Source organism: Edaphobacter sp. 4G125 (assembly GCF_014274685.1).
GTDB lineage: Bacteria > Acidobacteriota > Terriglobia > Terriglobales > Acidobacteriaceae > Edaphobacter.
Genome location: NZ_CP060393.1, coordinates 3,792,383 through 3,818,103 on the forward strand (window position 1 = coordinate 3,792,383; position 25,721 = coordinate 3,818,103).

The following is a 25,721-nucleotide window of genomic DNA, read 5'->3' on the forward strand; positions in this document are numbered from 1 at the left end:
CGTCGCGGCACATGTTTTTGGTAATGCACGATCAGGGAGCCGACTTCGCCTCAGACGAGTTAGGCGCATTGGGATCGATGGTGAAATCGAAGACAACGACGGAAAACGTATTAGCGACCTTCGGAACTGGTTGAAGAGCATATTCGCCCGGCGTAAGAGGTGCCTTCGGTGTGATTTTAAGCCACCCTTCAGGAAGCTTTTCGATGTTGACATCGACCTGAGAGTCCGTCCGCTTTGCATTTCCCGTTAACTGAGTGAAGTTGACCTGCGCGAGTACGCGCCGATCCTTATCGCCCCTGGCACGAACGAGCGCCCATGGACCGAAGATGCCATCCGTCGAACCAGAGGAGTCGTCATCTTCGAAAAAATGAACATAAAAGACTGGCCTGTCGGAATGAAGAGCTACACGGGCATGAGCCCCCGCGATCTCGGTGGTCATCTTCGGCTTGTAGAAGACGCTCCCTGCAAGAGACCCCGCCACATTGGCGCCCTTGTGATTATTTACGCCTACATTGGTGTGGTGGATCGGAACAAGTTGCTGTTTGCCTTGATAGGTGTCGACCGCCCAGGGATAACTGCCATTGGTGATCTGGACGCCGGGGATAGGCTCAGGGACATATTGAGCGAATACAGGACCGGAGATAGTAAAGATGAAGGCAGAGAAAAAAATCGACAAACAAGCAGATCGCAAAGAAACCTCGTATTGAGCAGGATCGCAGTCAAGATTGCCATAGCAGACTGTGTTTGACAATACCCGTTCGTTGACCGTGGAATAGCGGCACCAATACGATGAATTCCAGAGGGTACGAACTTGTCAGAGACTGCGACTCAGCTTCGTAAAACGGCACTTAATGCAGTTCATCGCGCCGCAAAGGCAAAAATGGTGGACTTTGGCGGCTGGGATATGCCGGTGGATTGCTGTGGCCTGACGGCCGAGCACATGGCGGTGCGGACGGGCGTCGGTGTCTTCGACGTATCGCACATGGGCGACATTCAACTGCGCGGACCAGGATCCTTGGCCGCAGTACAGAAACTGTGCATGAACGATGCCTCGAAGCTACAGGTGGGACAGGCGCAGTACTCGGCGATGCTGTATCCGAACGGCACCTTTGTGGACGACGTTGTGGTGCACAAGCTTTCAGACAACGACTATCTGATTGTGATCAACGCGGGCACGCGCGAGAAGGATGTTCAGTGGGTACGGCAGGTGATCGGCGGCATGCCCAGCGTGCATATGAACGACTTCAGCGACTACTACACACAACTGGCGATCCAGGGGCCGAAGGCGATTGACGTACTGCAGAAGCTGACACCGGTCGACCTGGCACCGATCAAGAATTATTGGTTTACATGGGGACAGGTGTGCGGCCTGCACAACGTGATGATCGCCCGAACCGGATACACAGGCGAAGATGGGTTTGAGATCTACATCCCCAGCGACGAACCCACCAGTGCGCGAGTGTGGAACGAAGTGCTCAAAGCAGGCAAGGAGTTCGGAATTTTGTCTTGCGGCCTTGGGGCGCGGAACACCCTTCGGCTTGAGGCCGCAATGGCACTGTACGGGCACGAAATCTCCGATACCATCAATGTCTTTGAGGCCGGTCTTGGCCGATATGCGAAGCTCGATAAAGGCGATTTTGTAGGCCGCGATGCCCTGGTGAAGATTCAGGAAGAGGGCGGCCCGAAGCGCAAACTGGTCGGCCTGGAGATGATCGAACGCGGGATCGGTCGTGACGGCTATCCCGTGTTCTCACTGGATGGAGCGAAGATCGGTGAGATCACCAGCGGATCGCCCGCGCCTTTTCTGAAGAAGAACATTGCGTTAGCTTATGTTCCGGTGGAGTTTACGCCGCTCGACACCGAGGTAGCCGTTGAAATTCGTGGGCAAATGGTGAAGGCAAAGGTGGTGCCCACTCCGTTCTATAAGCGGCCAAAGAAGACAGCCTGACTACACAGAACCAATTAACGGGAGAAGAGAATGCAGTTTCTTGTTTTGACTGAGCGTAAGACCGACCATTTTCCTGCCGAGGAATGGACCCGGGAGCGTATTGCAGCGGAGGGACAGCGGGTAAGGGAGCTGTACGGGGCTGGAGTCGTCCGAAGCATCTGGCGTCGTAAAGATAAACCGGGCGCAGCACTTCTGATTGAAGCCAGTTCAGAGGCTGCGGCGCGGGAAGCCATTGAGAGCCTTCCGCTGGCAAAACTGGGAATGATTAGTTTTCCGGTCGTAACAGAACTTGAACCGTATCCGGCGCTTGGACCAAGCTAGAGGAGTTTACCCCCGGTTTTCCACGGAAAACCCTCTACAATGATTGAGGAGACCTCCAAAATTCTATGTCTTATCCTGCGAACTACAAGTACACGAAGGAACACGAGTGGATCAGCGTCGACAGCACAAAAGGCACGGTCGGCATTACGGATTATGCTCAGAACTCTCTGGGCGACATCGTTTTTGTCGATCTGCCCAAGGTTGGCTCCGAGGTGAAGGCCGGAGAGATCTTCGGTTCGGTAGAGTCGGTGAAGGCCGTCTCGGATTTGTACTCGCCGGTGAGCGGTACAGTGGCCGAAGTCAATGAAGCGCTAAAGGACGCTCCGGAGAAGATCAACGCCGACGCCAACGCAACATGGCTGATCAAGGTTGACGTAACCAATGTATCGGAGCTGGATACGCTGTTGACGGCTGCTGATTACGAGAAGTTCATCGCTGAGGAGACTGGACACTAAACGATGCGTTATCTGCCAAAGTCCCCTGCGGACCGCAAGGAGATGCTCGCAGAGATTGGCGTAGCGTCGATCGACGATCTGTTTGCGAGCATTCCTGCGGAGTATCAGTTCAAGCGCGACCTTGCGATTCCGCGCCAGCATGGCGAGTCGGAGATCATTGACAGGTTCCGCGAATTTGCCAACCAGAACGCTGCGGGCTATGCCAGCTTTCTTGGCGCCGGCGTGTACAAACACTATCGTCCGGTGTTGATCGATACCGTAGTCTCGCGTGGTGAGTTTCTCACCAGCTACACGCCCTACCAGCCTGAGATCGCGCAAGGGACCCTGCAGGCGATGTTCGAGTTCCAGACGATGATCTGCGAACTAACCGGCATGGAGATCGCGAACGCCTCGATGTACGATGGCTCGACCGGAGCTGCAGAGGCCATCATGATGGCGGTACGCGTGACCGGTCGCGATGGCGCTGTCATCGCGAAGACTGTGCACCCGGAGTATCGCGAGGTTGTCGCCACCTACGCGCAGCACCAGGAGATCCCGCTCGCCGAGGTTGGCTACGCGGCGAATGGGCGAGTGGATCTGGCCGCTCTCGATGCGGCGATTACGAGCGATACGGCGTGCGTGCTGATCCAGTCGCCGAACTTCTTCGGGACGATTGAGGATGTTGCGGCGATTGCCGATATTGCGCACAAGAAGGGCGCACTGCTGATTGTCTCAATTGCCGAGGCTGTCTCGCTAGGGATTGTGAAGCCGCCTGCGGAGGCGGACATTGTGTCGCTCGAGGCACAGAGCTTTGGCGTTGCTCCGAGCTATGGCGGGCCGTTCTGCGGCGTAATTGCATGCAAGGAGAAGTTCCTGCGGCAGATGCCGGGACGCATCGTGGGCGAGACGAAAGACATGGACGGCAAGCGCGGCTTTGTGCTGACGCTCTCGACGCGTGAACAACATATCCGTCGTGAAAAGGCCACCTCAAACATCTGCACCAATCAAGCACTGGTGGCTATGATGACCACTGTCTTCCTTACCGTGTATGGCAAGGAAGGGCTGAAGGATCTCGCGGTGCAAAACCTCGCCAAGGCGAAGTATGCTGCCGATACCCTAAGCAAATCCGGCAAGGTGCTCTTCCCGGGCGCTCCACGGTTTCATGAGTTTGTGCTCGATCTCGGCAAAGATGCGGAACAGATAAACAAAAAGCTGCTGGAGAAGAAGATCATCGGCGGACTGCCGCTGGCGAAGTGGTATCCCGAGCTTGGGCCTAACGCCAGCCTGTGGTGCGCTACTGAGTTAACAACCAAGGCACAGATCGATGCTGCGGCAGAGGCGCTGAAGTAGCGTGGACATTTCCGGTATCGTCGGCGAAGAACTCGTCGCGGTTGAGTTTGTGCAGGACTACCTGCAACTCCGTTTCGACACTCCCCTGCTGACGTTATACGTCTGGCCACACATTCTGTTCAGCGAGTATTCGCTAGCCTATGGAGAGCCCGAGTATCGCAACGCTCTCTGCTCCCTGATCGGCGAAAAGGTAGAAGAGGCAACGCTGGAAGCGGGCGACTCGCTGACTGTGAAGTTTGAGAACGACACCGTGATCGGGTTGTCGTTGCGCGAAGAAGATCTGGACGGGCCGCAGGCCGGGGCGTATTCGGCAAGCGGATCGGTCTCGGACCAGGAAGAATTTTGAGGAACACTGATGAGTGATTCGAAGTTTGTCGGTACCCCGAAGAAAGTAACGACACACGTCAACCAGAACGAAGATCTGATCTTCGAGAAATCGTCGCCAGGTAAGAAGGGTTATCGTCTGGCTGAGCTCGACGTGCCTGCGGTCGACGCCGCTGCCCTGCTGGGCCACTCCGTCCGCACTGATCTGGGTGTGATGCCGGAGCTTAGCGAGATCGAGATCATCCGCCATTTCACGCGGCTTTCGACCTGGAATTACGCCATCGATCTCGGTATGTATCCGCTGGGCAGTTGCACCATGAAGTACAACCCACGCGTGAACGAGCTTGTGTCGCGCCTCGAGGGCATCGCAGAGGCACATCCGTATCAGCCTGAGTCGCTCTCGCAGGGCGCATTGGGCATCATGAAGCTGCTGAGTGACTGCCTGATCGAGATCACCGGCATGGATACCATCACGTTGCAACCTGCAGCGGGTGCACACGGCGAGTTCACAGGTATCCTGCTGGCGCGTGCTTACCATGAAGCGCACGGGAATGCGCGTAAGAAGATCCTGATTCCGGATTCGGCCCACGGCACCAACCCGGCAACCGCGGCTGTTTGCGGCTATCAGGTGGCCAATCTCAAGTCGAATGCGCAAGGCATGGTGGACATCGCTGAGTTGGAGCGCATGGTCGATGAGGACACGGCCGCGCTGATGCTCACCAATCCCTCTACGATCGGCGTCTTCGAGAGCGAGATTCATAAGATCGCCGACATTCTGCACGCTAAGGGCGCGCTGCTCTATATGGATGGCGCGAACATGAATGCCCTGGTCGGCAAGACGCGTCCTGGTGACTTCGGTGTAGATGTAATGCATCTGAACCTGCACAAAACCTTCTCCACTCCGCATGGAGGCGGTGGCCCAGGCTCCGGTCCAGTCGCATGCAAGAAGATTCTCGAGCCCTTCCTGCCGAAGCCTGTCGTTGTGACCAAGGCCGACGGTACGCTGGGCCTCGACTACAACCGTCCGCAGTCGATCGGTCGTGTACGTGCCTTCTACGGTAATTTCGGCATGTTTGTGCGCGCACTCGCGTACATTCTGGCTAACGGACCCGATGGTCTACGCCAGACCACCGAAGATGCTGTGCTGAATGCGAATTACATTCGCGCCAAGCTGGAGGACACCTTCGAGCTGCAGTTCAAGACGCGGTCGCTTCACGAGGTGGTTTTCTCGGACAAGCGGCAGGCGAAGAACGGCGTAAAGACCGGCGATATGGGAAAACGCCTGATCGATTACGGCTTCCATGCCTATACGGTTTCGTTCCCGATGGTCGTGCAAGGCGCGATGATGATCGAGCCGACGGAGAGCGAGAGCCGCGAGGAGCTCGACCTGCTGATCGACGCGTTGAAGCAAATTGCGAAGGAGGCCGAGGAGAATCCCGAGCTGGTGACAACCTCTCCGCACACGACACGGTTACGCCGCCTCGATGAGACATCGGCCGCCCGCAAGCCTGTGCTGCGTTGGAAGCCCATGCCGAACGGCCCGGCAGATACCACCGCGCTGACGCCGGATTCAGCAGCTAAGGAGTGGTAGTGAACAATTTCCGCTATCTGGGTGACGACCGCCGCGCCGAGCTCGAAAAATATGAGTTCATGATGGGCGAAGCGCGAGGACGGCTTGCTGCCACAATGGATTGCCTGACCGATGCATTGATCCTCGTTGGCCAGCATGGTGTTTACTGCACGAGCAACCGGAACCCTACGGTTCCTGCACTCGATCTGCAGGCGGTAATGATTAATTTGAACGGGGCAAAAGAACTAATATCGGCCGTGATGGAGAAGCTCCGTAAAGAAAAAGAAGCTTCATAGGTCATACTGCAACTTGAATCGCAATCACTGCGATGAACGCTATGCTCGCAACACGTATTGGTGCTACCGTTACAAGCCGACCCTATCTTGCTTTAGGGCTAACGTTCCTTCTTTTGGGAATAGGATTTGGGTTTCCTGTCCGTCTGGCTCCTGCTCCTCCCAAACATATATGGGAAGACTCCATATCGAACGAGGCGATAAATTTATATGCGTTAACAGCGTTCGCAGGCTGGTCTCACTTTATCTATGCATGGCGAGGGCAGATCGTTGCCAGCAGAAAATTTTCATCGATCCACAGGGGTACTTATTGGCTCACAGTCGTCGTGTTGATCGCTGCTTTCGTGGGGTTGCGAACATGGTTGGGCATTGCAGTCTTTAGCCTGCTGGCATGGGTATACAACATTGCTCACTTTGTAAAAGCCGAAGTCTTCTTCTCAGGGACAATACGAACGAAAGCAGCCTTCTATTCACCTGTTGTAGCATTTGGCTGGTTTACGCTCTGTCTGTTTCAGGTTGGACCACTGCACAGCATTCACCTCGTTTTCGCCGGATCATTAGCCATTGCGGCTCTAATTCTTTCAATGGGAGGCTGGAGACTACTGGCATCCAATGAAGTCCGGCTCCCGTTGCTTACCTTATTTCTACTGGGCGAAACAATGGTGTGGGCCAGCTATAGCCCTTATATGTCCGACTCGTTCCGAGTGGGTGTTTACATCTTTCACATTGCAGCAGCAAGTTTTTATCACTACCTAACCGCATACTTCTATGCTGAATCGGCAAATGCTAAAAACGCTGACTTTATGCTGAGTCCAGCCTCTATCATTCTGACAAACCTCTTTATCATCCTCATTGGCTTGTCGGTAGCGTGGCTTCCTGACGTTCGATGGCTGCGTCCAGTGTTTGGCTTGGAGTGGTTTACTTTATGGGTTGCGCTCCATCTAGCAGCCAGTGATCTACTGCCTTGGTGGAAGAGGCGCCTCACCATATAAGGCGCCTTCCTGCATAAGCTCACTCCGCAGTGATCTTCACCGATTGATCGGCGTTCTCCCATTTGACATGCAGCTCAGTCGAATTGCCTTTTGTGTTCTCGAATGAGATCGACATCCTCTCCTGAGGCGAAGCCAATGATCCGGACTTCATGGGAATGCGAGCGAGATCTTTGGACTGATCGTAGCTGAGTCCCCATTCGCCAGTCTGCTTATTGATGATGAGCATCCACTGACCGGAGCTGGGCAGCGTAAACAGCGTATATGAACCTGCGGGAACCTGGGTATCTCCAATCTTCAGGTTCGTTGCAGTGACAAAACTGGTGGCTTCATTGGCTCCGGTACGCCACACCTTGTCGTAAGGAACGAGCGCGCCGACGATCTTGCGTCCGCGCATGGAGGGAGCGCCATACTTTACCGTGATCGCTTTCCCATTGAGCGAAACGGTAGCCGTCTCTGGAGGGCTGGGGATGGATTTAGGAGCCTGGGCAAGCGTGGAACCTGCAAGCAGGATCGTACAAGCGAACGAAGCTAAGCTGCGAAGAAGCATCGGTCTGTCTCTCTTTCCTTTTCGGACTTGAATTTTGTAGCTACAACGCTTTGATGCTCGCCCGTAGCGTGAAGACCTGTCAATCCGGGGTGACCGTGCTAACCTAGAGAGGATGCGCCCGTAGCTCAGCTGGATAGAGCGGCAGCCTCCGAAGCTGTAGGTCAGAAGTTCGAATCTTCTCGGGCGCACCATTTTCCCCCTCAACATACGCATAAAGAGATTTCCAGGTTTTCAGGAATACTCATGGGGCGGTCCCTACTTGATCGACCAGAAATTCTTCGGCTTTCAGAATGAACGTGCAAGAAGGACTTCCCACACATTCATACGAAACCAACGCATAAAATAATAAGAAGCAATCTCCGCCTGAAGGCACGACCTATTTGGAGCTGACTTGGCACTGTTGGTCAATCATGAACTCATCGACGATGAAGCCTTTCTAGAGGAGTTCCGTCGCCTTGGAGGGCTTCATATTCATCCGGAAGCTTCCGGGGCCCGGCAAGAAGCATTATTGCTGAGTCGTCTTGCAGAAGAAAAAGTTATAGGCCGAGTTTTGCTGCGGCAGATGGCCGTTGCATCCGGCATCACCATAACTAAAGCCGAAATAGACGAGCAGCGCAAACATCAGTGGGGAACCTCAAGCGCATCAGTTTGTAGTACAGGGGTAAAGCAGGAGATCGAAGAAAATCTCCTGATCGAGAAATATTGCCACTGGATTACGAGGCATGAGCTTCGTCCTTCCCGTACTGAGCTCCATACGCATTACATGAATCATCGCGAACAGTTTCTTGTACCTGAGCAGGCGCAGGTCATGCAGGTGATTCGTAATATTCGTTTTGAAGAAGATGAAGCCATTGCCAAAGCAGAGATCGAACAAGCGGAAAAAGAACTTCAACAAGGTATTCCTTTTGCCAAGGTTGCAGAACGCTATTCCGATTGCGGGGGCAAAATCATGCTCGGGTGGATAAGACGGGGTGAGATGATCCCAGAATTCGAAGAGATTGTCTTCTCCACTTCTCCCGGCCAAAGAAGCGGAATCTTTCGCACGCTCTTTGGATATCACATCGTCAGCGTAATGCACCGAAAACCAGCTGGATATCAGGCTTTCGAAGAAGTTCGTCCTATGTTAGCGCAACACATTCTGCAGGAAAGAAAGAACCGCAGAGTTGGTCAGATCGTGAGTGAGGCAATGCGACGCGCTGAAATTGTCCCCGTTCCCTCTACCTCGGAAGAAAGGGCCTCGCTTCCATGAACGCCACCACTCCATCACCTTGCTGTGTACCGAGCAAAGCCCGTGCAGAACAATTAACTCTCTCGAAAGAGCGCTCCAACTCACGTCAGAGAGTAGCCTCTGGAAGTACAGAGGGCATGGTTTCATTGGATGGTGGTAAATTTCGCATGGGAACAGATTATCCTCATGGCTTCCCTGCTGATGGTGAAGGGCCGGTGCGAGAAGTAAGAATCGACCCGTTCTATATCGATATTTTTCCTGTGACCAACGCGGAATTTGCTCGGTTTATCGAGACCACTGGTTATCACACAGAGGCCGAGCATTTCGGATGGTCCTTTGTATTTACGGGAGATCTTCCAGAAGAATTTCGAGAAGTTAATCCAGTGGCAGGTTTGGAATGGTGGCGACGTATTGATGGCGCAGATTGGGCTCATCCTGAAGGCACACAAAGCAGCATCAAAGGACGTGATGACTATCCAGTTGTGCAGGTGTCATGGAATGATGCTGCAGCCTATGCCACCTGGTCAGGAAAGCGCCTACCCACAGAAGCGGAATGGGAATATGCAGCGCGCGGCGGTCTGGATCAGAAGCTCTATCCATGGGGAGATGAACTTACCCCGGAAGGCAGGCATCTTTGCAACATTTGGCAAGGAATTTTTCCCACTGAAAATACTGCAGAAGACGGCTATGCAAGCGTCTCCCCAGTTCGAGCCTTCCCACCAAATGGTTTCGGCTTGTATTCGATAACCGGAAATACTTGGGAGTGGTGTGCCGACTGGTTCCATCCTACCTACCATGTTGATGCAACGCCCTTGAATCCGGTTGGACCGCCTGATGGTACAGCACGTGTCTTAAAAGGTGGGTCGTATCTATGCCATAAATCGTACTGCAATCGTTATCGTGTAGCAGCCCGCAGCTCTAACACTCCAGACAGCGCGACCACCAATATAGGCTTTCGGTGTGTCCGCGATTTATAGCGAAATGAGTTATGATTCGTACACAAATGGCTCAAAGAGTTATTTTTTATCGTCTATTTTATTGAGTGCGAGGTTTAATTCGAGCACGTTGACACGCGGTTCGCCGAGCAGACCAAATTGGCGTTGCTTTACATGATCCAGTACCAATTTGCGGAGATCGCCTTCGGGGATGTTTCTCTCCCGAGAGATTCTTTCCACCTGGTAAAGAGCAGCTGCAGGAGTAATATCGGGATCAAGCCCAGAGCCTGAAGCTGTCACGAGATCAATAGGAACGGGCGTTCCCTGCCCCTCAGTTTTTACACTCGCATTTATTCGATCGATAAGCGCTTTACTGGTCGGCGCAAGGTTAGAGCCGGAAGAGGAGGATGCATCGTATCCAGTGCCTGCAGCGGATGGGCGGCTATGGAAAAGCCCAGGCCCGGTAAATGGTTGGCCAATCAAGCGCGAGCCGATTACGTCCTCGCCTCTCACTATAAGTTGGCCATTCGCATTATTTCGGAACAGCAAATGTGATATCCCAGCGACGAATAGCGGATAGAACACGCCTAGCCCAATAGCAGTAACGATGGTATATAGAAAAGCCGTAACCAAATGTCTCTTCATATAATTTTCCTCATGCAAGATGCAGTGCAGCAATCACGACATCAATCGCTTTTATCCCGATAAAAGGCACGATAACTCCGCCTAACCCATAGACCAGTAGATTACGACGCAGCATTGCGGCAGCCGACATGGGCTTATATCGAACGCCGCGCAATGCCAATGGAATAAGTCCAACAATGATAAGCGCGTTGAAGACCACCGCCGAAAGCACGGCAGATTCAGCGTTATGCAGGTGCATAATATTTAACGCATTGAGAACAGGAAACACTCCAGCAAACATCGCGGGGATAATTGCAAAATATTTCGCAATATCGTTTGCTATAGAGAAGGTTGTAAGAGCTCCGCGCGTCATAAGAAGCTGTTTGCCGATGGCAACCACTTCAATCAGCTTGGTCGGATTTGAATCCAGATCTACCATGTTGCCGGCCTCTTTCGCTGCCTGCGTGCCAGAGTTCATGGCGACTCCTACGTCCGCTTGTGCCAGTGCCGGAGCATCGTTTGTACCATCTCCTGTCATTGCGACAAGCTTTCCTTCTGCTTGCTCACGCTTGATCAGGTCCATCTTGTCTTTTGGCTTTGCTTCAGCAAGAAAATCATCTACTCCGGCCTCACGGGCGATCGCCGCGGCAGTCAATGGATTATCTCCGGTAATCATGACCGTGCGTATCCCCATAGCGCGAAGCTGATCAAAACGCTCTCGCATCCCACCTTTCACAATATCTTTCAAATGGATCACCCCGAGAGGACGTCCATTCTCCGCCACCACAAGGGGGGTTCCACCGCTCTTAGCAATCGCCTCAACAGAGGAATAGACTTCAACCGGCATCTTAGAAGCATGTTGCGCCAGGTAGGACGCAATAGCATCAACCGCGCCTTTACGGATACTACGACCATCCACTTCAATGCCACTCATGCGTGTATTCGCAGAGAACGGGATGAACTCTGCGTTCAATTGACCAAGCTCACGCCCGCGCAAACCATACTTCTCTTTTGCCAACACAACAATGGATCGCCCTTCCGGCGTCTCATCCGCAAGCGAAGAGAGTTGCGCGGCATCTGCAAGAGCTTGTGCCTCTACTCCAGGGGCGGGAATAAACTCAGTCGCCTGCCGATTGCCAATCGTGATCGTACCTGTTTTATCTAGCAGCAGAGTATTCACATCCCCTGCTGCCTCGACAGCGCGGCCGGAAGTCGCGAGCACATTATGCTGCACCAAACGATCCATACCTGCAATACCAATGGCTGAAAGTAGTCCACCAATGGTTGTTGGAATCAGACAGACGAGAAGTGATATCAAAACAAACGTTGTCTGAGGGGCGCTGGAATATATCGCTAACGGTTGCAATGTAACTACCGCAAGCAAAAAGATGATTGTTAATCCGGCCAACAGAATGTTTAGCGCAATCTCGTTTGGCGTCTTCTGTCGCTCAGCACCTTCAACCAGAGCGATCATGCGGTCTAAAAAAGTTTCGCCGGGATTAGAAGTAATTCGGACGGTGATAATGTCTGACAGTACTCTAGTACCGCCTGTGACTGCTGAACGATCCCCACCAGCTTCACGAATAACCGGAGCAGATTCTCCGGTAATCGCAGATTCGTCCACAGAAGCGATCCCTTCGATCACTTCTCCATCTCCAGGGATCATTTGTCCGGCGGCAACTCGCACCACATCATTGATCCGAAGCTGCGAACTCGGAACCTCCTCGAGGTCTCCTTTCACAACGCGAAACGCTGTCGTCTCAGACTTGGCGCGCCGCAAAGCGTCCGCTTGGGCTTTACCTCTGCCTTCGGCCATGGCTTCAGCAAAATTGGCAAACAATACTGTAAACCAGAGCCAAAGTGTAATCTGCAGATTGAATCCTGAGCCACTATGATTAGTCGAAGTTCTTGTGAAAAGTAGAATCGTCGTCAAGACGCTACCAATTTCAACAACAAACATGACCGGATTGCGCATCATCAGACATGGGTTAAGTTTTACAAAAGCTTCGACTAACGCACGACTAACAATTTTTCGATCAAACAAAGAGCGACGCCGAGTATGAGTAGACATGATTTTTCTGGATTACCTCAAAAGGCTTGTCGTGCCTGCAACAGCAGATGCTCAAGAATGGGACCGAGGGAGAGCGCCGGGAAGAAGGTAAGAGCTCCCACAATCAAAATGACGCCCATCAACAATATGGTGAAGAGTGGAGTCGTAACAGGAAATGTACCCGCAGATGCGGGTACGATCTTCTTTTTAGCAAGGTTTCCGGCGATAGCGAGCATGGGAATCGCCATCATGAACCTTCCGAAAAACATCGCCGCTCCAAGCGAATAGTTGTACCAACGCGTATTCGCGTTAAGCCCTGCAAACGCTGACCCGTTGTTTGCTGCGGTAGAGGTATATGCGTAAAGAATCTCGCTGAGACCATGGGGGCCATGATTGGTCAGGCTACTCAATCCAAGGTTTGGCATCTGTGTAGCAATTGCAGTAAAGCCAAGGATAACAAGTGGAAAAATCAATAGATACAACATGGACATCTGAACGTCATATGCCTCTATTTTTTTACCGAGATACTCTGGCGTTCGACCAACCATCAATCCTGCAATAAAGACAGCCATTACGACATAGACCAACATTCCATATAACCCTGCACCAACACCTCCAAAAACCACTTCACCTAACAGCATGTTGATTAGAGGAATCATCCCGCCCAAAGGCATGAAGCTGTCGTGCATGCTATTAACCGCACCACAACTTGCATCCGTTGTAACAGTGGCGAATAGTGCCGAATTTGTTATGCCGAACCTTACCTCTTTGCTCTCCATGTTTCCGCCTGCCTGGGCAGAGGAGGCGCGCTGGTCAACCCCGTAAAGCAAAGGATTAGGTTGAGATTCGGCCCAATAACAGGCGAATACACCAACAAACCACAGCACCGTCATAGCGCCCAGCACAGCCCACGCGTGTTTTCGAGAGCGCGCCATCTCTCCTAACGTAACGACAAGGCCGGCAGGAATCAGAAAAATTGCACCCATCTCAATAAAATTTGAAAGCGGCGTAGGATTCTCAAATGGATGAGCGCTGTTCGCGTTGAAAAATCCTCCACCATTTGTACCCAACATTTTGATCGCTTCTTGCGAGGCTACAGGTCCTTGTGCAATGGTCTGCGTGGTGACCATTGTCGTCTTACCATCAGATCCGGTTGTCCTTTGCGGTTCGACGAGCTTCACCGTATCGTAAGCACGAAAATTTTGGACAACGCCCTGTGATACCAGCGCTAATGAAGTCACTATGGATAACGGCAGCAAAACCCAAAGAGTAGCGCGTGTAAGGTCTACCCAGAAGTTCCCCAGGGTCTTCGATTCGCGGCGAGTAATCCCCCGAATAAAAGCAATTGCCATCGCCATACCAACTGCACCTGACCAGAAATTGTGTGTCGCCAGCCCCAACATCTGGGTCAGATAGCTCATCGTAGTTTCGGGGGTATAAGACTGCCAGTTTGTATTCGTCGTAAAAGAGATTGCCGTGTTTAGAGCGAGCGCCGGCTCAACTCCTGCCAGATGCTGAGGATTAAGCGGAAGGAAGTATTGCACCCGTTCAATCACATAGGTAAACACCAGGGTTGCTGCACTGAATAAAAGCATTGCTACGGCATAATCAGTCCAGCGCATCTCCTGGTCCATTTGGATCCCTGTCATCCGGTATAACAACCGTTCACATGGAACCAGAATCGGATCAAGAAATGTCTTGCGACGTTCGAAAACACGTGTCATGTAACTGCCCAAAGGCTTCGCCAAAGACAGGATGACTACGATAAAAAGAACAATTTGCAACCAACCATTCAATGACATTTAGAACCTCTCCGGCCGCAACAACGCATACACGAGATACACCAGCGTTGCAGTGGAAAGCAGCAATAAAATTATGTTGAAGAACATTACCGCACTCCTTTCAAACGATCACAGCCGTGGACATAGAGCAAGGAAAGTGCGAACAGGGCGAAAAATACAACGACATCGATGAGATCAAGCATGATAGCCACCGCTCATTTTTTTCGCTTGAATTGTGAATGGAAAAACTGCGCCGCTCCCCATCGGAAGCGCATTTTCATACCGTTGCATCTTGCCCGCGAGAGACAATAAGGGGATACGAAACAAATGGCCGACCGCGATCAGACCTTGGTTCTTACGAATAGCTTGAGAAAGTAAATATAAGTTCGTAGACTTCATCGCAAATCCTACCGAAGCTATTGAAACTTCGGATTGCGTTTGAAGTCCGTAGAGAAGAAGTTAAAAATCCATAAAATCAAAGCCCATCTGTTTCAATTGCATTCGGATCAGGGTGAAAGCGGTACCCAACCCAAGGCTCGCTTTGAATATACTTCTGTCCTTCTCCACGTTCAATTTTTTTACGAAGCGAAGCAATAAGAACTCGAAGGTACTCCGGCTGGTCTTCTCCTGCTGTTCCCCATATTGAGCGCAATAAGATCTTGTGCGTAAGCACCCGACCTGGAGATCGCGCAAACAGCAAAAGGAGGTCGAATTCCTTTGGTGTCAGATGAACAGCCTGACCCCGAACGATTGCCGTATGAGCATCGGAATCGATAACAAAATCTCCGATTTCCAAATATGTTTCCACGACTTCAGATGCAGGAAGACGCCTAAGCTGAGCTCGGACACGAGCGAGCAGCTCCGGCATACTAAATGGCTTCGTAAGATAGTCATCCGCCCCTTCATCCAAAGCACTGATCTTCATCGCATCCGAGTCGCGGACACTGAGAACAATAATTGGTGTTTGTGAAAGATTGCGAATTGCACGCGTGAGTTCTAGTCCGTTCAGCTCTGGCATCGCCAGATCAGAAATGACAAGATCAGGTTGATCGGCCTCAAAACGATTCAGCCCCTCCAGCCCATTATTGGCTGTCACAACTTCGTATCCGCTCCCCTGCAGAGACGCCCGAAGCATACGAGTAATCTGTCGCTCATCATCGACAACTAATATCTTTCTCAATGTTTCTCCTGCGTTACGATGTGCAAATCGACATGTGGCGCCTCTGACATAAACCTTTGAATCGCAAGATAATACAGATAACTGTTAAGCCCATGCACTGCCGATCTCCCTACGATCGCTTGAGTAATTCGATTGTCTCGCACAAAAGCTGCCGTCGCGCGCGCTGTATCCTTACCATCCAGAAATACAATCGAGGCCCCAAGATTTTTGGCGAACTGCAAGCTCGATTCCAACACCTTTTTTCGATCAGGGTTATCATCGCGCCCACTGGAAACATGTAGAACATACAACTCTGCATCCAGCGCCTCCGCCAATCGTGCGCCACGTGCAATTAAATCTCGTGCCTGAAAATTAGAACTTATACAGACAGCCACTTTTTCTGAAACCGCCCAATGTGCGCCAAGTTTCTTTCTCCGCACATAATCGTCAAGATTGCGATCCACTGCGCGGGTTACTCTTTGTAGGGCCATCTCCCGGAGGGCGATCAGGTTTCCACGTCGAAAAAAATTAGACAGTGCTCGTTCCACGCGCTCTTGCGGATAAATATCACCCCGTTGCATTCGGGTGACCAATGCTTCCGGGGTCAAATCGCTGATCACGATTTCGTCTGCTCGATCAAGCACCCAATCAGGAATCTGCTCACGGACGCTGATCCCCGTAAGGGCCTGCACACGTGGAGCGAGACTCTCTATGTGTTGAATATTGATTGTGCTCAAAACATCAATCTTATTTTCTAGAAGATATAGAACATCTTCATAACGCTTAGGGAAACGGCTCCCTTCGATATTCGTATGTGCGAGCTCATCAATCAGAGCAACTTGGGGCATTCGCGCAATAATTGCGTCCACATCCATCTCTGAAAATACAGTGCCCTTGTAGTTGATCTCCCGCCGCGGAATATGCTCAAGCCTGGATTCCAACTCTGCCGTATTCGGTCTACCGTGTGTTTCGACGATGCCTATAACGACATCTTCACCTCGGCTGCGACGACGAATGCCTTCGCTCAACATGCTGAAGGTCTTTCCTACACCGGGAGCGTATCCAAGAAATACCTTAAACCGGCCACGCTGCTTCTCAGGATCGCTGGTCAACAGCCATTCTTCTGGTGATTTCCTGCTCTCCATCATGCAGCTACAATGCTCCTTATGAATTCGCGCCGTTTGATTATGACAACTCGATGGACGCTTGCATTTAGTGCTCTCGCCGGAATTGTAGTCATATATCGCTTGTGGCTCCACGTCAACCCCACCACAGTCGCCCTTACCCTTCTACTCTTTATTCTTATACTTGCGGCAGAGTGGGGATTGCGATACGCGGTCGTCATTTCCGTTGCTGCTACCGCTCTTTATAATTTCTTTTTCCTTCCGCCAGTGGGAACATTTACAATTTCCGACCCACAAAACTGGCTTGCGCTGTTTACATTTCTTTCTACTGCAATCATTGCCAGCCGCCTTTCCGAACGCGCTCGCGATGAAGCCTGCGACGCCCGCGCAAGGCAACGAGAATTGGAGATTCTGCTCCACCTCAGTCAAGAACTTCTGCAATCCGAAACCATCGCTACTCTGCTGAGTTCCGTGCCATCAACTGTAGCAAGCGTTACTGCAGCAAAGTCGAGCATCCTATATCTGCTGGAGGGCAATAAGCTGTATCAGGCCGGTGTTGACCTCGTCTCGGACATTGAACTTCCTCATCTGCGCCAATTAGCCAAAACACTCCCGAATGTCCGCCAGGAAGATAACGAGATGCAGATCCCCATTCGAAGTGGAGTAAAACCGCGAGGTTTGCTCCTTCTACGAGGCGTCACGCTTTCTCCTGAAACACTTGGAGCTGTTGGCAGCCTGATCTCCATCTCTTTAGATCGCGCGCAAGCCTTTGAAAGCATCGCGAAAGATCAAGCGGCAAAAGAAACCGAGCGACTCCGGTCATTGATGATCGACTCTATTACCCATGAATTGCGCACCCCGCTTACTTCAATCAAAGGCGCAGCAACCACTTTATTAAGCGGAGAAATTCAAAAAGAAGAGCAACATGAGCTACTGACCATCATCGATGAAGAAAGTGACCGCCTCAATCGACTCGTTTCCGAAGCAGTTGAAATGGCCCAACTTGACGCTCAACAGGTCCAAATGCACTTCAGCCCAGTAAAGATTCGAGATCTCATCGATGAAGCCCTTTCAACTTGCAGCTGGATAGAAGATCATCATTCGCTGCAAGTGAACATCCCAGATGGCCTGCAGATTCATGCCGATCCCGCAGTTTTTCAAAAGGTCCTCAGTAATCTGCTAGAGAATGCCGCAAAATATTCAGCGCCAGGCACACTTATCACGATATCCGCAGAGATAAAAAACGAATGCGTTGCGATCAGCATCGCAGATCAGGGAGTTGGCATTGATCCATCAGAGCAGGGCCTCATCTTTGAACGCTTTTACCGTGCCCGCTCTCTAGTCAGCGGAACTTCTGGCACGGGAATGGGCTTAGCCATCAGTCGAGCTATTACTGAAGCGCATGGAGGGAAGATTACCGTTGTCAGTCAGCCCGGACATGGTTCAGTCTTCACAATCTACTTACCCTCACCCGCCCCCATCTCTGTTAAATAAAGAAGGAGAGGATTTCTCTCCTCTCCTTCTCAAGACTGTACTCTGCTTCGAATTAATGGGCTGCCCACTCAATCTTAGAGAGGTCAATCCCTTCTTTCACCATCTCGTAAAGCGGGCTCAGTTCACGCAGCTTCTTCACAACGTCGATGATTTTATCTGCGACATAATCCACTTCAGCCTTCGTGTTGAAGCGACCCAGGCCAAATCGAATCGAACTATGGGCAACATCATCTCCCAGGCCAAGAGCCTTGAGGACGTAGCTGGGCTCAAGGGTGGCCGAAGTGCAGGCAGAACCCGATGAAACCGCTACATCGTTGATCCCCATCAGCAGGCTCTCGCCTTCAACATAGACGAAGCTCATGTTCAAGTTACCCGGAAGGTGATGCTCCATGTTTCCGTTTACATGAACGTAATCGAGGGCACTCTCTAGTTTGTGCTTCAGATAATCGCGCAACTCTTTCTCACGCTTTGCTTCAGCGTCCATCTCATTCAACGCAATCTCACACGCGGCTCCCAGACCAACGATGCCTGGAACATTCAGCGTTCCTGAACGCATTCCACGCTCATGACCGCCACCGTTAATCTGCTCGGAGATCTGCACACGAGGATTACGTCGGCGAACGTACAACGCGCCTACGCCCTTCGGACCATAAAGCTTGTGCCCCGAAAGCGATAGCACATCGATGTTGTCTTTCTGCACATCCACAGGAATCTTTCCTACAGCCTGCACAGCATCTGTATGGAAGAGAACTCCCTTTTCTTTACAAATCGCGCCGATCTCGCGAACTGGCTGAATGACCCCGATCTCGTTATTGGCATACATGATGGAGACCAGAATCGTCTTATCATCAATGGCCCGCTTGAGATCTTCAAGATCGATCAGGCCGTCTGCCCCAACGGGAAGATAGGTTACGCGATATCCCTGCTTCTCAAGCTTCTTACAGGTATCGAGAACTGCCTTGTGCTCCGTAACCTGGGTAATGATGTGATTACCGCGCTCGCGATACATCTCCGCGATGCCCTTAAGCGCAAGATTGTTCGACTCCGTTGCTCCAGAGGTGAAGATCACTTCCTTCGCCGTCGCTCCAATTAGCTTCGCTACCTGTTCGCGCGCCTTTTCGACTGCCTTTTCGGCTTCCCAGCCAAAGCTGTGGTTTCGGCTGGCTGCATTCCCAAAGATGTTGGTCAGATAAGGCATCATCGCCTCAAGAACTCGAGGATCCAGCGGCGTCGTAGCGTGGTTATCCAGATAAATCGGAAGGCGGACTCCTTCTGGAAGTGGCGTTGATGATTCTGCGATAACGACTCCGGTTCCATTGGTGCTCATAGAATTTCCCACTCCTGACGTTCTTTCCGTAAATCTCTACCTAATGTCTTTTGAAAAGCTGGCCTACATCGCGATCGAAACCAGACCGCCGCCAACTGCATTTGTCGCAGCATGTTCTGGTTCGATCAGGTCAGCAATATAGATGCCGCTCAATAGAGCTTTGATGCTGTCGTTCACCTTACGCAGCGGTTCTTTGATGGTGCAGGTACTAGTGAGATCGCAAGCTCCGTGAATCGTAATGCAGCTTGTAATAAAGAGGGGGCCATCAATCGCCCGGATGACCTCAAATGCCGAAACCTCTTTGGCCGATCGAGCCAACGCATAACCGCCATTGGTGCCAGCATGAGAAACCAACAAGCCCGATTTGGCCAATGTTTGTAATATCTTAGCCAACAGTTGCGGGGGAATATGATAGGCTTCGGCAATATCTTTTGCGCTATGCGCAGAACCGCTCGTCTGTTCCGCCAGATATTTCAGGGCCATCAACCCATAGTCCGCTTTTTTGGTGAGTCGAAGCATTTTGAGTCTACGTGCCCATCTCCCAGAAGCTCTTCAAAACTCTGTAAAAATGCCTGACGAACCTCGGAACGGGGCTATGGATAGTGTACGTCTGGAAAGGAGGACGCCGCAAGCATATCTCCTACTCCTATCCCTTTCTCATGGACAGCTCTTTTGGTATTTTTCTCGAATTTGCCGTTGACAACCTCTACGGGTAAAAGCAGAATCCAACCAATTCATCCCATTTCCAATTCGCTTTATGACTATCCAGTGCAAACACCCCATTGTTAAGATCGTCTCCCGCGATGAAGACGCCGAGTTCGTCGAATGTCAGATGTGTGGAGAAATCTTTGATTCCACGGAATTTCGTGACATTGCCATCGAAGAAAGCACTTCCGCAGAAGAGGAAAGCTAAAGTCTTGAAAGTGGCCTCTCTCATGCCGATTCCCAATTGGAGTTGATCCGCCTGAAGACAATCCACGCATACTGCGCTGCTGAAACGGGGGCTAGAACAGCAATAATCTGCAAAAGTGCTCCCGTAAGCAGATTGAGCCAGGCCATGGGCCAGAGCTTCCCCAGAAGGACTCCCACCACTCCCAGAATCTGAACCAGGGTATTTAGCTTCCCCAAAATGCTCGGGCGAAAATCCCTCAGCGTACCTGTAGCAAATAACAGGGTAGAGATGAGTAGTATCCCCAGATCTCGACTAAAGACCAGCACCGTTACATAGCGCGGGATAGCGCCAGCATGCGTCAGAACCAGAAAAAGCGTGCTCAACAGAAGCTTGTCGGCTATAGGGTCAAGGTATTGTCCGAGCGTTGTCTTCTGACTCAACCAGCGTGCTAATAAACCATCCAGCGCATCCGTTAGCCCTGCCAGAAGAAACAGAGCAAAGGCCAAAGAATAATTGGTGTCCAAAATCGCAATCACCAGGAAAGGCAGAATAAATAACCGCATCATGGTGAGCAGGTTGGGCGTAGCGCGAACTTGGTCGAGAAAGGACACAAATAATAATTTTGCTTAAATAAACGGCCTTATTTTGCAGCCTGTCGTATCGTAAACGAAAATAAGCCTCAATTCGCCCCGCACACGCCAGAACAGTTGATCTCTGTGATGATTGTCGTTAGACTAAGGCTACGCATTCAGGCGCGTAGCTCAGTTGGTTAGAGCGCTACCTTGACACGGTAGAGGTCAGCGGTTCGAATCCGCTCGTGCCTACCATATCTTTACCACTTACAACCTCCTCAAATTCGATTCGCCGTGTCGCTGCAGGACAGATGCACCGCTTCAGGATGGCATCGAAGCTGTAACGCGGCCTTCCCTTCTTCCGTGCGCTAGCGAAGATCCAGCCCTCCAACTGCAAACCGCTGATCTCTATTCTCGGCAATCTTCATATGGGCAACTGATTTGTAGCTGTACGCTCCAGGACGAAACTATTCTTGATCCATTTCGCAGGTGGCGGCAGCACGTATGCGGAAGTTCTCATTAAAAAGGTCGCAAGTATATATTGCGAGCGGAAATGGATGATACCTACTCCCAACTCGCACTTGCTGTCACTCAAGGCGGCGGCACCGACGCAGCCTTCGTCTAAAATCCGCGAACGGTTGACCTGCGTCAGTCAAACATGTTCCTTCGCCACCGCCCACCGCCCTAAACTCTTCCGGAACTTTATCAGTCACGGGTGCAGATCGTTTGCAGGCGCTGGGATCTCCACGAACATTAGGCCTCTAGAGAACGGAAGTCATCGCCCCAACATCTAAAACTGGCACGCTTCTTCTACCAAACCGCTGCCATCGTGTATGTTTTTCCTCAGACATCAACAGTCATCCGGCCCTTGCTTGGGGGCCAGAATTTGTACTCCAAACTGGAGGATGTCAGCGAAGTTCGCGGAACCATTTTGAACTCGAATGGTTGGAGCAAAAATACCCAGGATAGCCACGATGATCGAACGAAGATTAGCTAAGTATTTGGGAGATTTAAATACAATTCATAACGCATCGTTACGAAAACAGAATATGACAGCTATATCGGGAAATCTATATCTTCAAAAAACTGATAGTTCGCAAGACTGGCAGGCGGGGAAAAAAAACACGCCACCTTCATCTCGATGTCAGACAGATTTTCAAGCATATGGATCTTACCCTTAGGAAACAAGACAGCGCATCCTGTCCTCACCAACTCTACTTCGCCATCTACCAGCACACGACCATGGCCACTAAGGATATAAATAACCTCTTCTCCATTTGGATGAGAATGTGCTGGACGTACTCGTTGACCAGGTCCAACATGAATGACAGCCATCGTGCAGTACTGAGCACCGGTATTTTCCTGTGAAATTACCCAGCGCAGCTTTCTTCCCGGAAGGTCCAACTCCTCTACTGTGGCCTCATCTACGATTGGTATCGGCATAGAAATATCTCATTTCCTAACTTCTCAATTGTTTCTGAATAGCGCTCGAAATTGCTGCTGGGGTCAGATCGAAAACATCGATCAGTTCTTCGTAAGTTGCGGAATGGAGAAATTGTTTATTTCCGTTGACATCTAGCGTATTGATCGAAAATATTTTGCTAAGCCCGGAGAGTTTAACATCGGCCTGATGACGATAGAGTACTTTCAAAAAGTTCTGCCAAAGATAACCGTTATTCTGCTCCGCAAAGACCATGGGCAAACCAGTTCGATAAAGTTTCATCAATAACTCTCCATCAATGGAGGGCATATCAACGACTGTGATATTGATCCCTTCTCTTGCACAGATATCTGCTGCACCGAGAGCCTCATGTACTCCACGGCCGCTACTAATCACAATCGCGCAGTCATTATCACTCTCTCGAAGTGTATAACCCATTCCATATTCAAACTGGTAATCGTCCTCATAGAGAACAGCCGATCCTGTACGCATCACACGCAAATAGACCAACCCTTTATTCCCGTCCATAATCCACTTCATGATCGATAACATCTGCTGTGGACAGGAAACATCGATAATCTTCAAATGGGCCACCGCGTCAAACGTCGTCGCATCGTCGTTGCCCATATGGGTCGCACCGTTCGTTCGCGTCTCAAAATTTGCTGCTGTAGCAAGGAAGGTAATGTCGAGGCCATGTCCTTCATTCAGCCAACCGTCAGTTGCCGCAATAGTCTCCAATCTCTCCTGATGTCCAACAGCTATGCGTCGCAGGACCTGCCAATTAAAAAACGGACAGAAGGTGCTGCACCACGTGTTATACCCCAGAGCCGCAAACGCTTCCGAGATTAGCATCATGTTCGCTTCAGCTACACCAACATTTAAAGCGCGAGCTTGGTCGACACTCCCTGTCCCCGCTTCGAGACCACTGGTAGAGGCTAGATCAGAATCGATAGATACGACATGCGAACTCTGGGCAAAGACCTTCATCCCCGCAGTCACAATCTCGGCAGCACTATAAGTCTTACTTTTATCCAGCCTCGGCAAAGCTGCAGCTTCATATTGAATTTTCTTATCTCGCCGAGGAGCACGCTTCGTAAGAAGCGGCCCAATCACCTGTTCAAGAAATGATTCACCTAAAGAGTGATCTGTCGATAAATGCATACGCTCTGCTTCGTTCAGCAGTAACTCACGCGTCGCCACGCCATCTGAGCTCTCAGGGAATTCATCAAGAAATGCACGAAATTCTTCCACTCGTGCGACTCTCCGTTGCTGCTGCAGGAGGAGTTCTTGAGCAAGCGCAGTTGTCGGCACTGTAACTTTGTGCTTATTAAAAAAATTCGAGAAAGCTCCAAAACCTTTTCTCGTGTTACAAAGAATCGCCGTCGGCTTTCCACTACGAACGCCAAAGCGAAAGGCATTCAAAGCCGAGAAAATACCGTCATATTGCGTTGCATCGACGTTATGTGTATTCCACCCGAAAGAACGGAAGACCTCTTCTAGAGGAGGCATTGGATACAACATACGGTCGTGAATATCAAGCTGACCATTATTCCGATCGACCAGAACACAGAAGTTATCAAGGCCGTGCTGGGCTGCGTACATCACAGCTTCCCAGCAAGACCCTTCCTGCAGTTCTCCATCCCCCACCATACAGTATGAATCGAAACGAGGATTTCCCTTGCCAGCAATAGCAAACCCTTGCGCAACTCCAATTCCCTGTCCCATCGGACCGGTAGCGATCTGCACACCTGGGAGAATGGGGCCTGGATGACCGTTCAGCAGACTTTCATAGGATCGTGAATTTCGGAGAATCTTCTCATCGAAATATCCTATCTCCGCATAGATTGATGCCAAAGCCGCAACGGCGTGTCCTTTGCTCAGCGTGAACATATCCTGCCCCAATCGGGTGGGATCTGCGATATCTAACCGCAAAAATCCACCATAGAACAGTGCAACGAGAGGCAAAATGGCTGAGAAGGCTCCGCCCGCATGAAATCCTCTGTCTATGGCATCGCCGCTCTGTCCCAGGGTAAGGATACGGATATCTGAATCCTTGATCGCAAGAAGTTTCAGCATCCCGGCTTGAAACATCACATCTCGATGCGCAAAAGGCTCGCAGTTCGGAGTTCGGGTCTCAGTCGTTGCGAAGCCTGAGGGACTCATCGCTCTATATCCTCACGTTTTTATTATGCATAATACGCAATATATATTGCGTCATTAGATGAGAAGTATATGTAGCACAGCAAACCTCCGTCAACCTCAACCCTCGAGCTTCTCCCTTAGACGAAATAAAATGTTGTCCCTAGAACTACAACTCAAAGCAGGAGAGCCCATGCGAATCGCGATCATCGGTGGAACCGGCCACATTGGCAGCTATCTCACCCCACAACTCGTAGAGGCGGGACATACTGTTCTCTGTGTAACCCGCGGGCTCAGGCATCCATATCTCGAACACTCCGCCTGGAAAGCAATCCGGAACGTTTTTCTCGATCGAGATGCAGAAGAGAACGCAGGAACTTTTGGTGAGAAGATCGCTTCGCTCGAAGCGAATGTCGTCATCGACCTGACTTGTTATCGCCTTGAGAGCGCAGAGCAGCTGGTCGATGCGCTCTGTGGTAAAACGGAACATCTGCTTCATTGCGGAACTATCTGGGTCCATGGTCCGAGCGCTGAGGTTCCGACAACCGAAGACGCAGTGCGAACTTCTTTTGGCGACTACGGTATACGTAAGTTGCAGATCGAACAATATCTGCGATTAAAGGCCCGGCGAGAGGGCTTTCCGGCAACCATACTTCATCCGGGCCACCTGGTTGGAGTTGGATGGAACCCAATCAATCCACAGGGAAACTTCAACCCTTCGGTCTTTTCTAATCTGGCTCAAGGGAAAATTGTTACGCTGCCTAACTTTGGCATGGAAACCGTGCATCATGTTCATGCTAGCGATGTAGCACAGGCATTTATGTGTGCTCTAGCAAGGAGAAGTGTTTCCATCGGCGAAAGTTTTCATGTTGTGTCCCCGGCAGCAATTACCCTTCGAGGCTTCGCAGAACGGATGGCCGACTGGTTTGGTCACAAGGCGAATCTTACATTTCTGCCGTGGAAAGAGTGGGAAAAAACCGTCAGCGAAAAAGACGCGCGATTAACCTGGGATCACATTGCTCACTCACCGAATTGCAGCATCTCCAAAGCCCGTAAGCTACTGGGCTATGCTCCTCGCTATACTTCGCTTCAAGCGGTTCAGGAAGCAGTAACCGCTATGCAGGTGAATGATTTATCGTTACTGCATAGCGGTGATCCAGCTTAGAATCGCGTGAC

Annotated in this window: 27 protein-coding genes and 2 tRNA genes; 14 read left to right on the forward strand and 15 right to left on the reverse strand. The window is 51.1% G+C overall.

Annotated features, from left to right (window positions below):
- Nucleotides 1–31: 31 nt before the first annotated feature.
- On the reverse strand, nt 32–676 hold the full coding sequence (locus H7846_RS15915) for a hypothetical protein (RefSeq protein WP_186693504.1): 645 nt from the start codon (nt 674–676) through the stop codon (nt 32–34).
- 135 nt (nt 677–811) lie between these two features.
- Between H7846_RS15915 and gcvT the strand changes: the two genes are divergently transcribed.
- The 8 genes from gcvT to H7846_RS15955 all read left to right on the forward strand — a co-directional run bounded on the left by gcvT (nt 812) and on the right by H7846_RS15955 (nt 7,232).
- Complete coding sequence (gene gcvT, locus H7846_RS15920) at nt 812–1,948, forward strand: glycine cleavage system aminomethyltransferase GcvT (RefSeq protein ID WP_186693506.1); 1,137 nt, start codon at nt 812–814, stop codon at nt 1,946–1,948.
- A gap of 30 nt (nt 1,949–1,978) precedes the next feature.
- Entirely contained in the window at nt 1,979–2,269 is a 291-nt protein-coding gene (locus H7846_RS15925) for a muconolactone Delta-isomerase family protein (RefSeq protein WP_186693508.1), read from the forward strand.
- A 65-nt stretch (nt 2,270–2,334) separates the two neighbouring features.
- Nucleotides 2,335–2,724, forward strand: coding sequence for a glycine cleavage system protein GcvH (gene gcvH, locus H7846_RS15930; protein ID WP_186693510.1), 390 nt, complete (start codon nt 2,335–2,337; stop codon nt 2,722–2,724).
- A 3-nt stretch (nt 2,725–2,727) separates the two neighbouring features.
- A complete protein-coding gene (gene gcvPA / locus H7846_RS15935; RefSeq protein ID WP_186693511.1) occupies nt 2,728–4,053 on the forward strand; it encodes an aminomethyl-transferring glycine dehydrogenase subunit GcvPA in 1,326 nt (441 codons plus the stop codon).
- A gap of 1 nt (nt 4,054) precedes the next feature.
- Nucleotides 4,055–4,399, forward strand: a complete 345-nt coding sequence (locus tag H7846_RS15940; RefSeq protein WP_186693513.1) for a hypothetical protein — start codon at nt 4,055–4,057, stop codon at nt 4,397–4,399.
- 9 nt (nt 4,400–4,408) lie between these two features.
- On the forward strand, nt 4,409–5,968 hold the full coding sequence (gene gcvPB / locus H7846_RS15945) for an aminomethyl-transferring glycine dehydrogenase subunit GcvPB (RefSeq protein WP_186693515.1): 1,560 nt from the start codon (nt 4,409–4,411) through the stop codon (nt 5,966–5,968).
- Nucleotides 5,968–6,243, forward strand: coding sequence for a hypothetical protein (locus H7846_RS15950; protein ID WP_255460684.1), 276 nt, complete (start codon nt 5,968–5,970; stop codon nt 6,241–6,243). Before gcvPB ends, H7846_RS15950 begins: the two co-directional genes overlap by 1 nt.
- Nucleotides 6,244–6,284: 41 nt before the next feature.
- Entirely contained in the window at nt 6,285–7,232 is a 948-nt protein-coding gene (locus tag H7846_RS15955) for a hypothetical protein (RefSeq protein ID WP_186693517.1), read from the forward strand.
- Between the two features lie 19 nt (nt 7,233–7,251).
- On the opposite strand, the gene H7846_RS15960 is transcribed toward H7846_RS15955, so the two are convergent.
- Complete coding sequence (locus H7846_RS15960) at nt 7,252–7,779, reverse strand: DUF2911 domain-containing protein (protein ID WP_186693518.1); 528 nt, start codon at nt 7,777–7,779, stop codon at nt 7,252–7,254.
- A gap of 114 nt (nt 7,780–7,893) precedes the next feature.
- On the opposite strand from H7846_RS15960, the gene H7846_RS15965 reads away from it, so the two are divergent.
- From H7846_RS15965 to H7846_RS15975, 3 genes are all read left to right on the forward strand, one after another.
- Nucleotides 7,894–7,970 (forward strand) — tRNA-Arg (locus H7846_RS15965).
- Nucleotides 7,971–8,170: 200 nt separating this feature from the next.
- A complete protein-coding gene (locus tag H7846_RS15970; RefSeq protein WP_186693520.1) occupies nt 8,171–9,028 on the forward strand; it encodes a peptidylprolyl isomerase in 858 nt (285 codons plus the stop codon).
- Complete coding sequence (locus H7846_RS15975) at nt 9,025–9,984, forward strand: formylglycine-generating enzyme family protein (protein WP_186693522.1); 960 nt, start codon at nt 9,025–9,027, stop codon at nt 9,982–9,984. The genes H7846_RS15970 and H7846_RS15975 overlap by 4 nt, the downstream gene beginning before the upstream one ends.
- Nucleotides 9,985–10,023: 39 nt before the next feature.
- Here the strand turns inward: H7846_RS15975 and kdpC are convergent, their stop codons facing one another.
- The 7 genes from kdpC to H7846_RS16010 all read right to left on the reverse strand — a co-directional run bounded on the left by kdpC (nt 10,024) and on the right by H7846_RS16010 (nt 16,704).
- Nucleotides 10,024–10,587, reverse strand: a complete 564-nt coding sequence (kdpC, locus tag H7846_RS15980) for a potassium-transporting ATPase subunit KdpC (RefSeq protein ID WP_186693524.1) — start codon at nt 10,585–10,587, stop codon at nt 10,024–10,026.
- 10 nt (nt 10,588–10,597) lie between these two features.
- Complete coding sequence (gene kdpB / locus H7846_RS15985) at nt 10,598–12,637, reverse strand: potassium-transporting ATPase subunit KdpB (protein ID WP_186693526.1); 2,040 nt, start codon at nt 12,635–12,637, stop codon at nt 10,598–10,600.
- Nucleotides 12,638–12,654: 17 nt separating this feature from the next.
- The gene (gene kdpA, locus H7846_RS15990) at nt 12,655–14,418 is read right to left on the reverse strand and encodes a potassium-transporting ATPase subunit KdpA (RefSeq protein ID WP_186693528.1); all 1,764 of its coding nucleotides are present in this window, start codon (nt 14,416–14,418) and stop codon (nt 12,655–12,657) included.
- Nucleotides 14,419–14,505, reverse strand: coding sequence for a K(+)-transporting ATPase subunit F (gene kdpF / locus H7846_RS18165; protein WP_186696440.1), 87 nt, complete (start codon nt 14,503–14,505; stop codon nt 14,419–14,421). It lies immediately after the preceding gene.
- An 87-nt stretch (nt 14,506–14,592) separates the two neighbouring features.
- Entirely contained in the window at nt 14,593–14,796 is a 204-nt protein-coding gene (locus tag H7846_RS16000) for a hypothetical protein (protein WP_186693530.1), read from the reverse strand.
- 76 nt (nt 14,797–14,872) lie between these two features.
- Nucleotides 14,873–15,577 (reverse strand): response regulator transcription factor, encoded by a 705-nt coding sequence (locus tag H7846_RS16005; protein ID WP_186693532.1) that lies wholly within the window; start codon nt 15,575–15,577, stop codon nt 14,873–14,875.
- Nucleotides 15,574–16,704, reverse strand: coding sequence for a histidine kinase (locus H7846_RS16010; RefSeq protein WP_186693534.1), 1,131 nt, complete (start codon nt 16,702–16,704; stop codon nt 15,574–15,576). Before H7846_RS16010 ends, H7846_RS16005 begins: the two co-directional genes overlap by 4 nt.
- Nucleotides 16,705–16,722: 18 nt before the next feature.
- On the opposite strand from H7846_RS16010, the gene H7846_RS16015 reads away from it, so the two are divergent.
- Nucleotides 16,723–18,174, forward strand: coding sequence for a sensor histidine kinase (locus tag H7846_RS16015; protein WP_186693536.1), 1,452 nt, complete (start codon nt 16,723–16,725; stop codon nt 18,172–18,174).
- 52 nt (nt 18,175–18,226) lie between these two features.
- Here the strand turns inward: H7846_RS16015 and H7846_RS16020 are convergent, their stop codons facing one another.
- The 4 genes from H7846_RS16020 to H7846_RS16035 all read right to left on the reverse strand — a co-directional run bounded on the left by H7846_RS16020 (nt 18,227) and on the right by H7846_RS16035 (nt 21,004).
- Entirely contained in the window at nt 18,227–19,501 is a 1,275-nt protein-coding gene (locus H7846_RS16020) for an IscS subfamily cysteine desulfurase (RefSeq protein WP_186693538.1), read from the reverse strand.
- Between the two features lie 63 nt (nt 19,502–19,564).
- Nucleotides 19,565–20,020: an RrF2 family transcriptional regulator gene (locus H7846_RS16025; RefSeq protein ID WP_186693540.1), complete on the reverse strand. Its 456-nt coding sequence runs from the start codon at nt 20,018–20,020 to the stop codon at nt 19,565–19,567.
- A 187-nt stretch (nt 20,021–20,207) separates the two neighbouring features.
- A complete protein-coding gene (locus H7846_RS16030; RefSeq protein ID WP_186693542.1) occupies nt 20,208–20,438 on the reverse strand; it encodes a hypothetical protein in 231 nt (76 codons plus the stop codon).
- Nucleotides 20,435–21,004, reverse strand: a complete 570-nt coding sequence (locus tag H7846_RS16035; protein ID WP_186693544.1) for a CDP-alcohol phosphatidyltransferase family protein — start codon at nt 21,002–21,004, stop codon at nt 20,435–20,437. Before H7846_RS16035 ends, H7846_RS16030 begins: the two co-directional genes overlap by 4 nt.
- A 139-nt stretch (nt 21,005–21,143) precedes the next feature.
- Here H7846_RS16035 and H7846_RS16040 point away from each other — a divergent pair.
- Nucleotides 21,144–21,220, forward strand: a tRNA-Val gene (locus H7846_RS16040).
- 801 nt (nt 21,221–22,021) lie between these two features.
- On the opposite strand, the gene H7846_RS16045 is transcribed toward H7846_RS16040, so the two are convergent.
- Both H7846_RS16045 and H7846_RS16050 read right to left on the reverse strand, forming a co-directional pair.
- A complete protein-coding gene (locus H7846_RS16045) occupies nt 22,022–22,408 on the reverse strand; it encodes a cupin domain-containing protein (protein WP_186693546.1) in 387 nt (128 codons plus the stop codon).
- 16 nt (nt 22,409–22,424) lie between these two features.
- Entirely contained in the window at nt 22,425–24,569 is a 2,145-nt protein-coding gene (locus H7846_RS16050; RefSeq protein WP_186693547.1) for a transketolase C-terminal domain-containing protein, read from the reverse strand.
- Between the two features lie 169 nt (nt 24,570–24,738).
- Here H7846_RS16050 and H7846_RS16055 point away from each other — a divergent pair, with 169 nt between their 5' ends.
- Nucleotides 24,739–25,710 carry an NAD-dependent epimerase/dehydratase family protein gene (locus tag H7846_RS16055; protein ID WP_186693549.1) on the forward strand — a complete coding sequence of 324 codons (972 nt, stop codon included), beginning with the start codon at nt 24,739–24,741 and terminating at the stop codon, nt 25,708–25,710.
- Nucleotides 25,711–25,721: the final 11 nt, after the last annotated feature.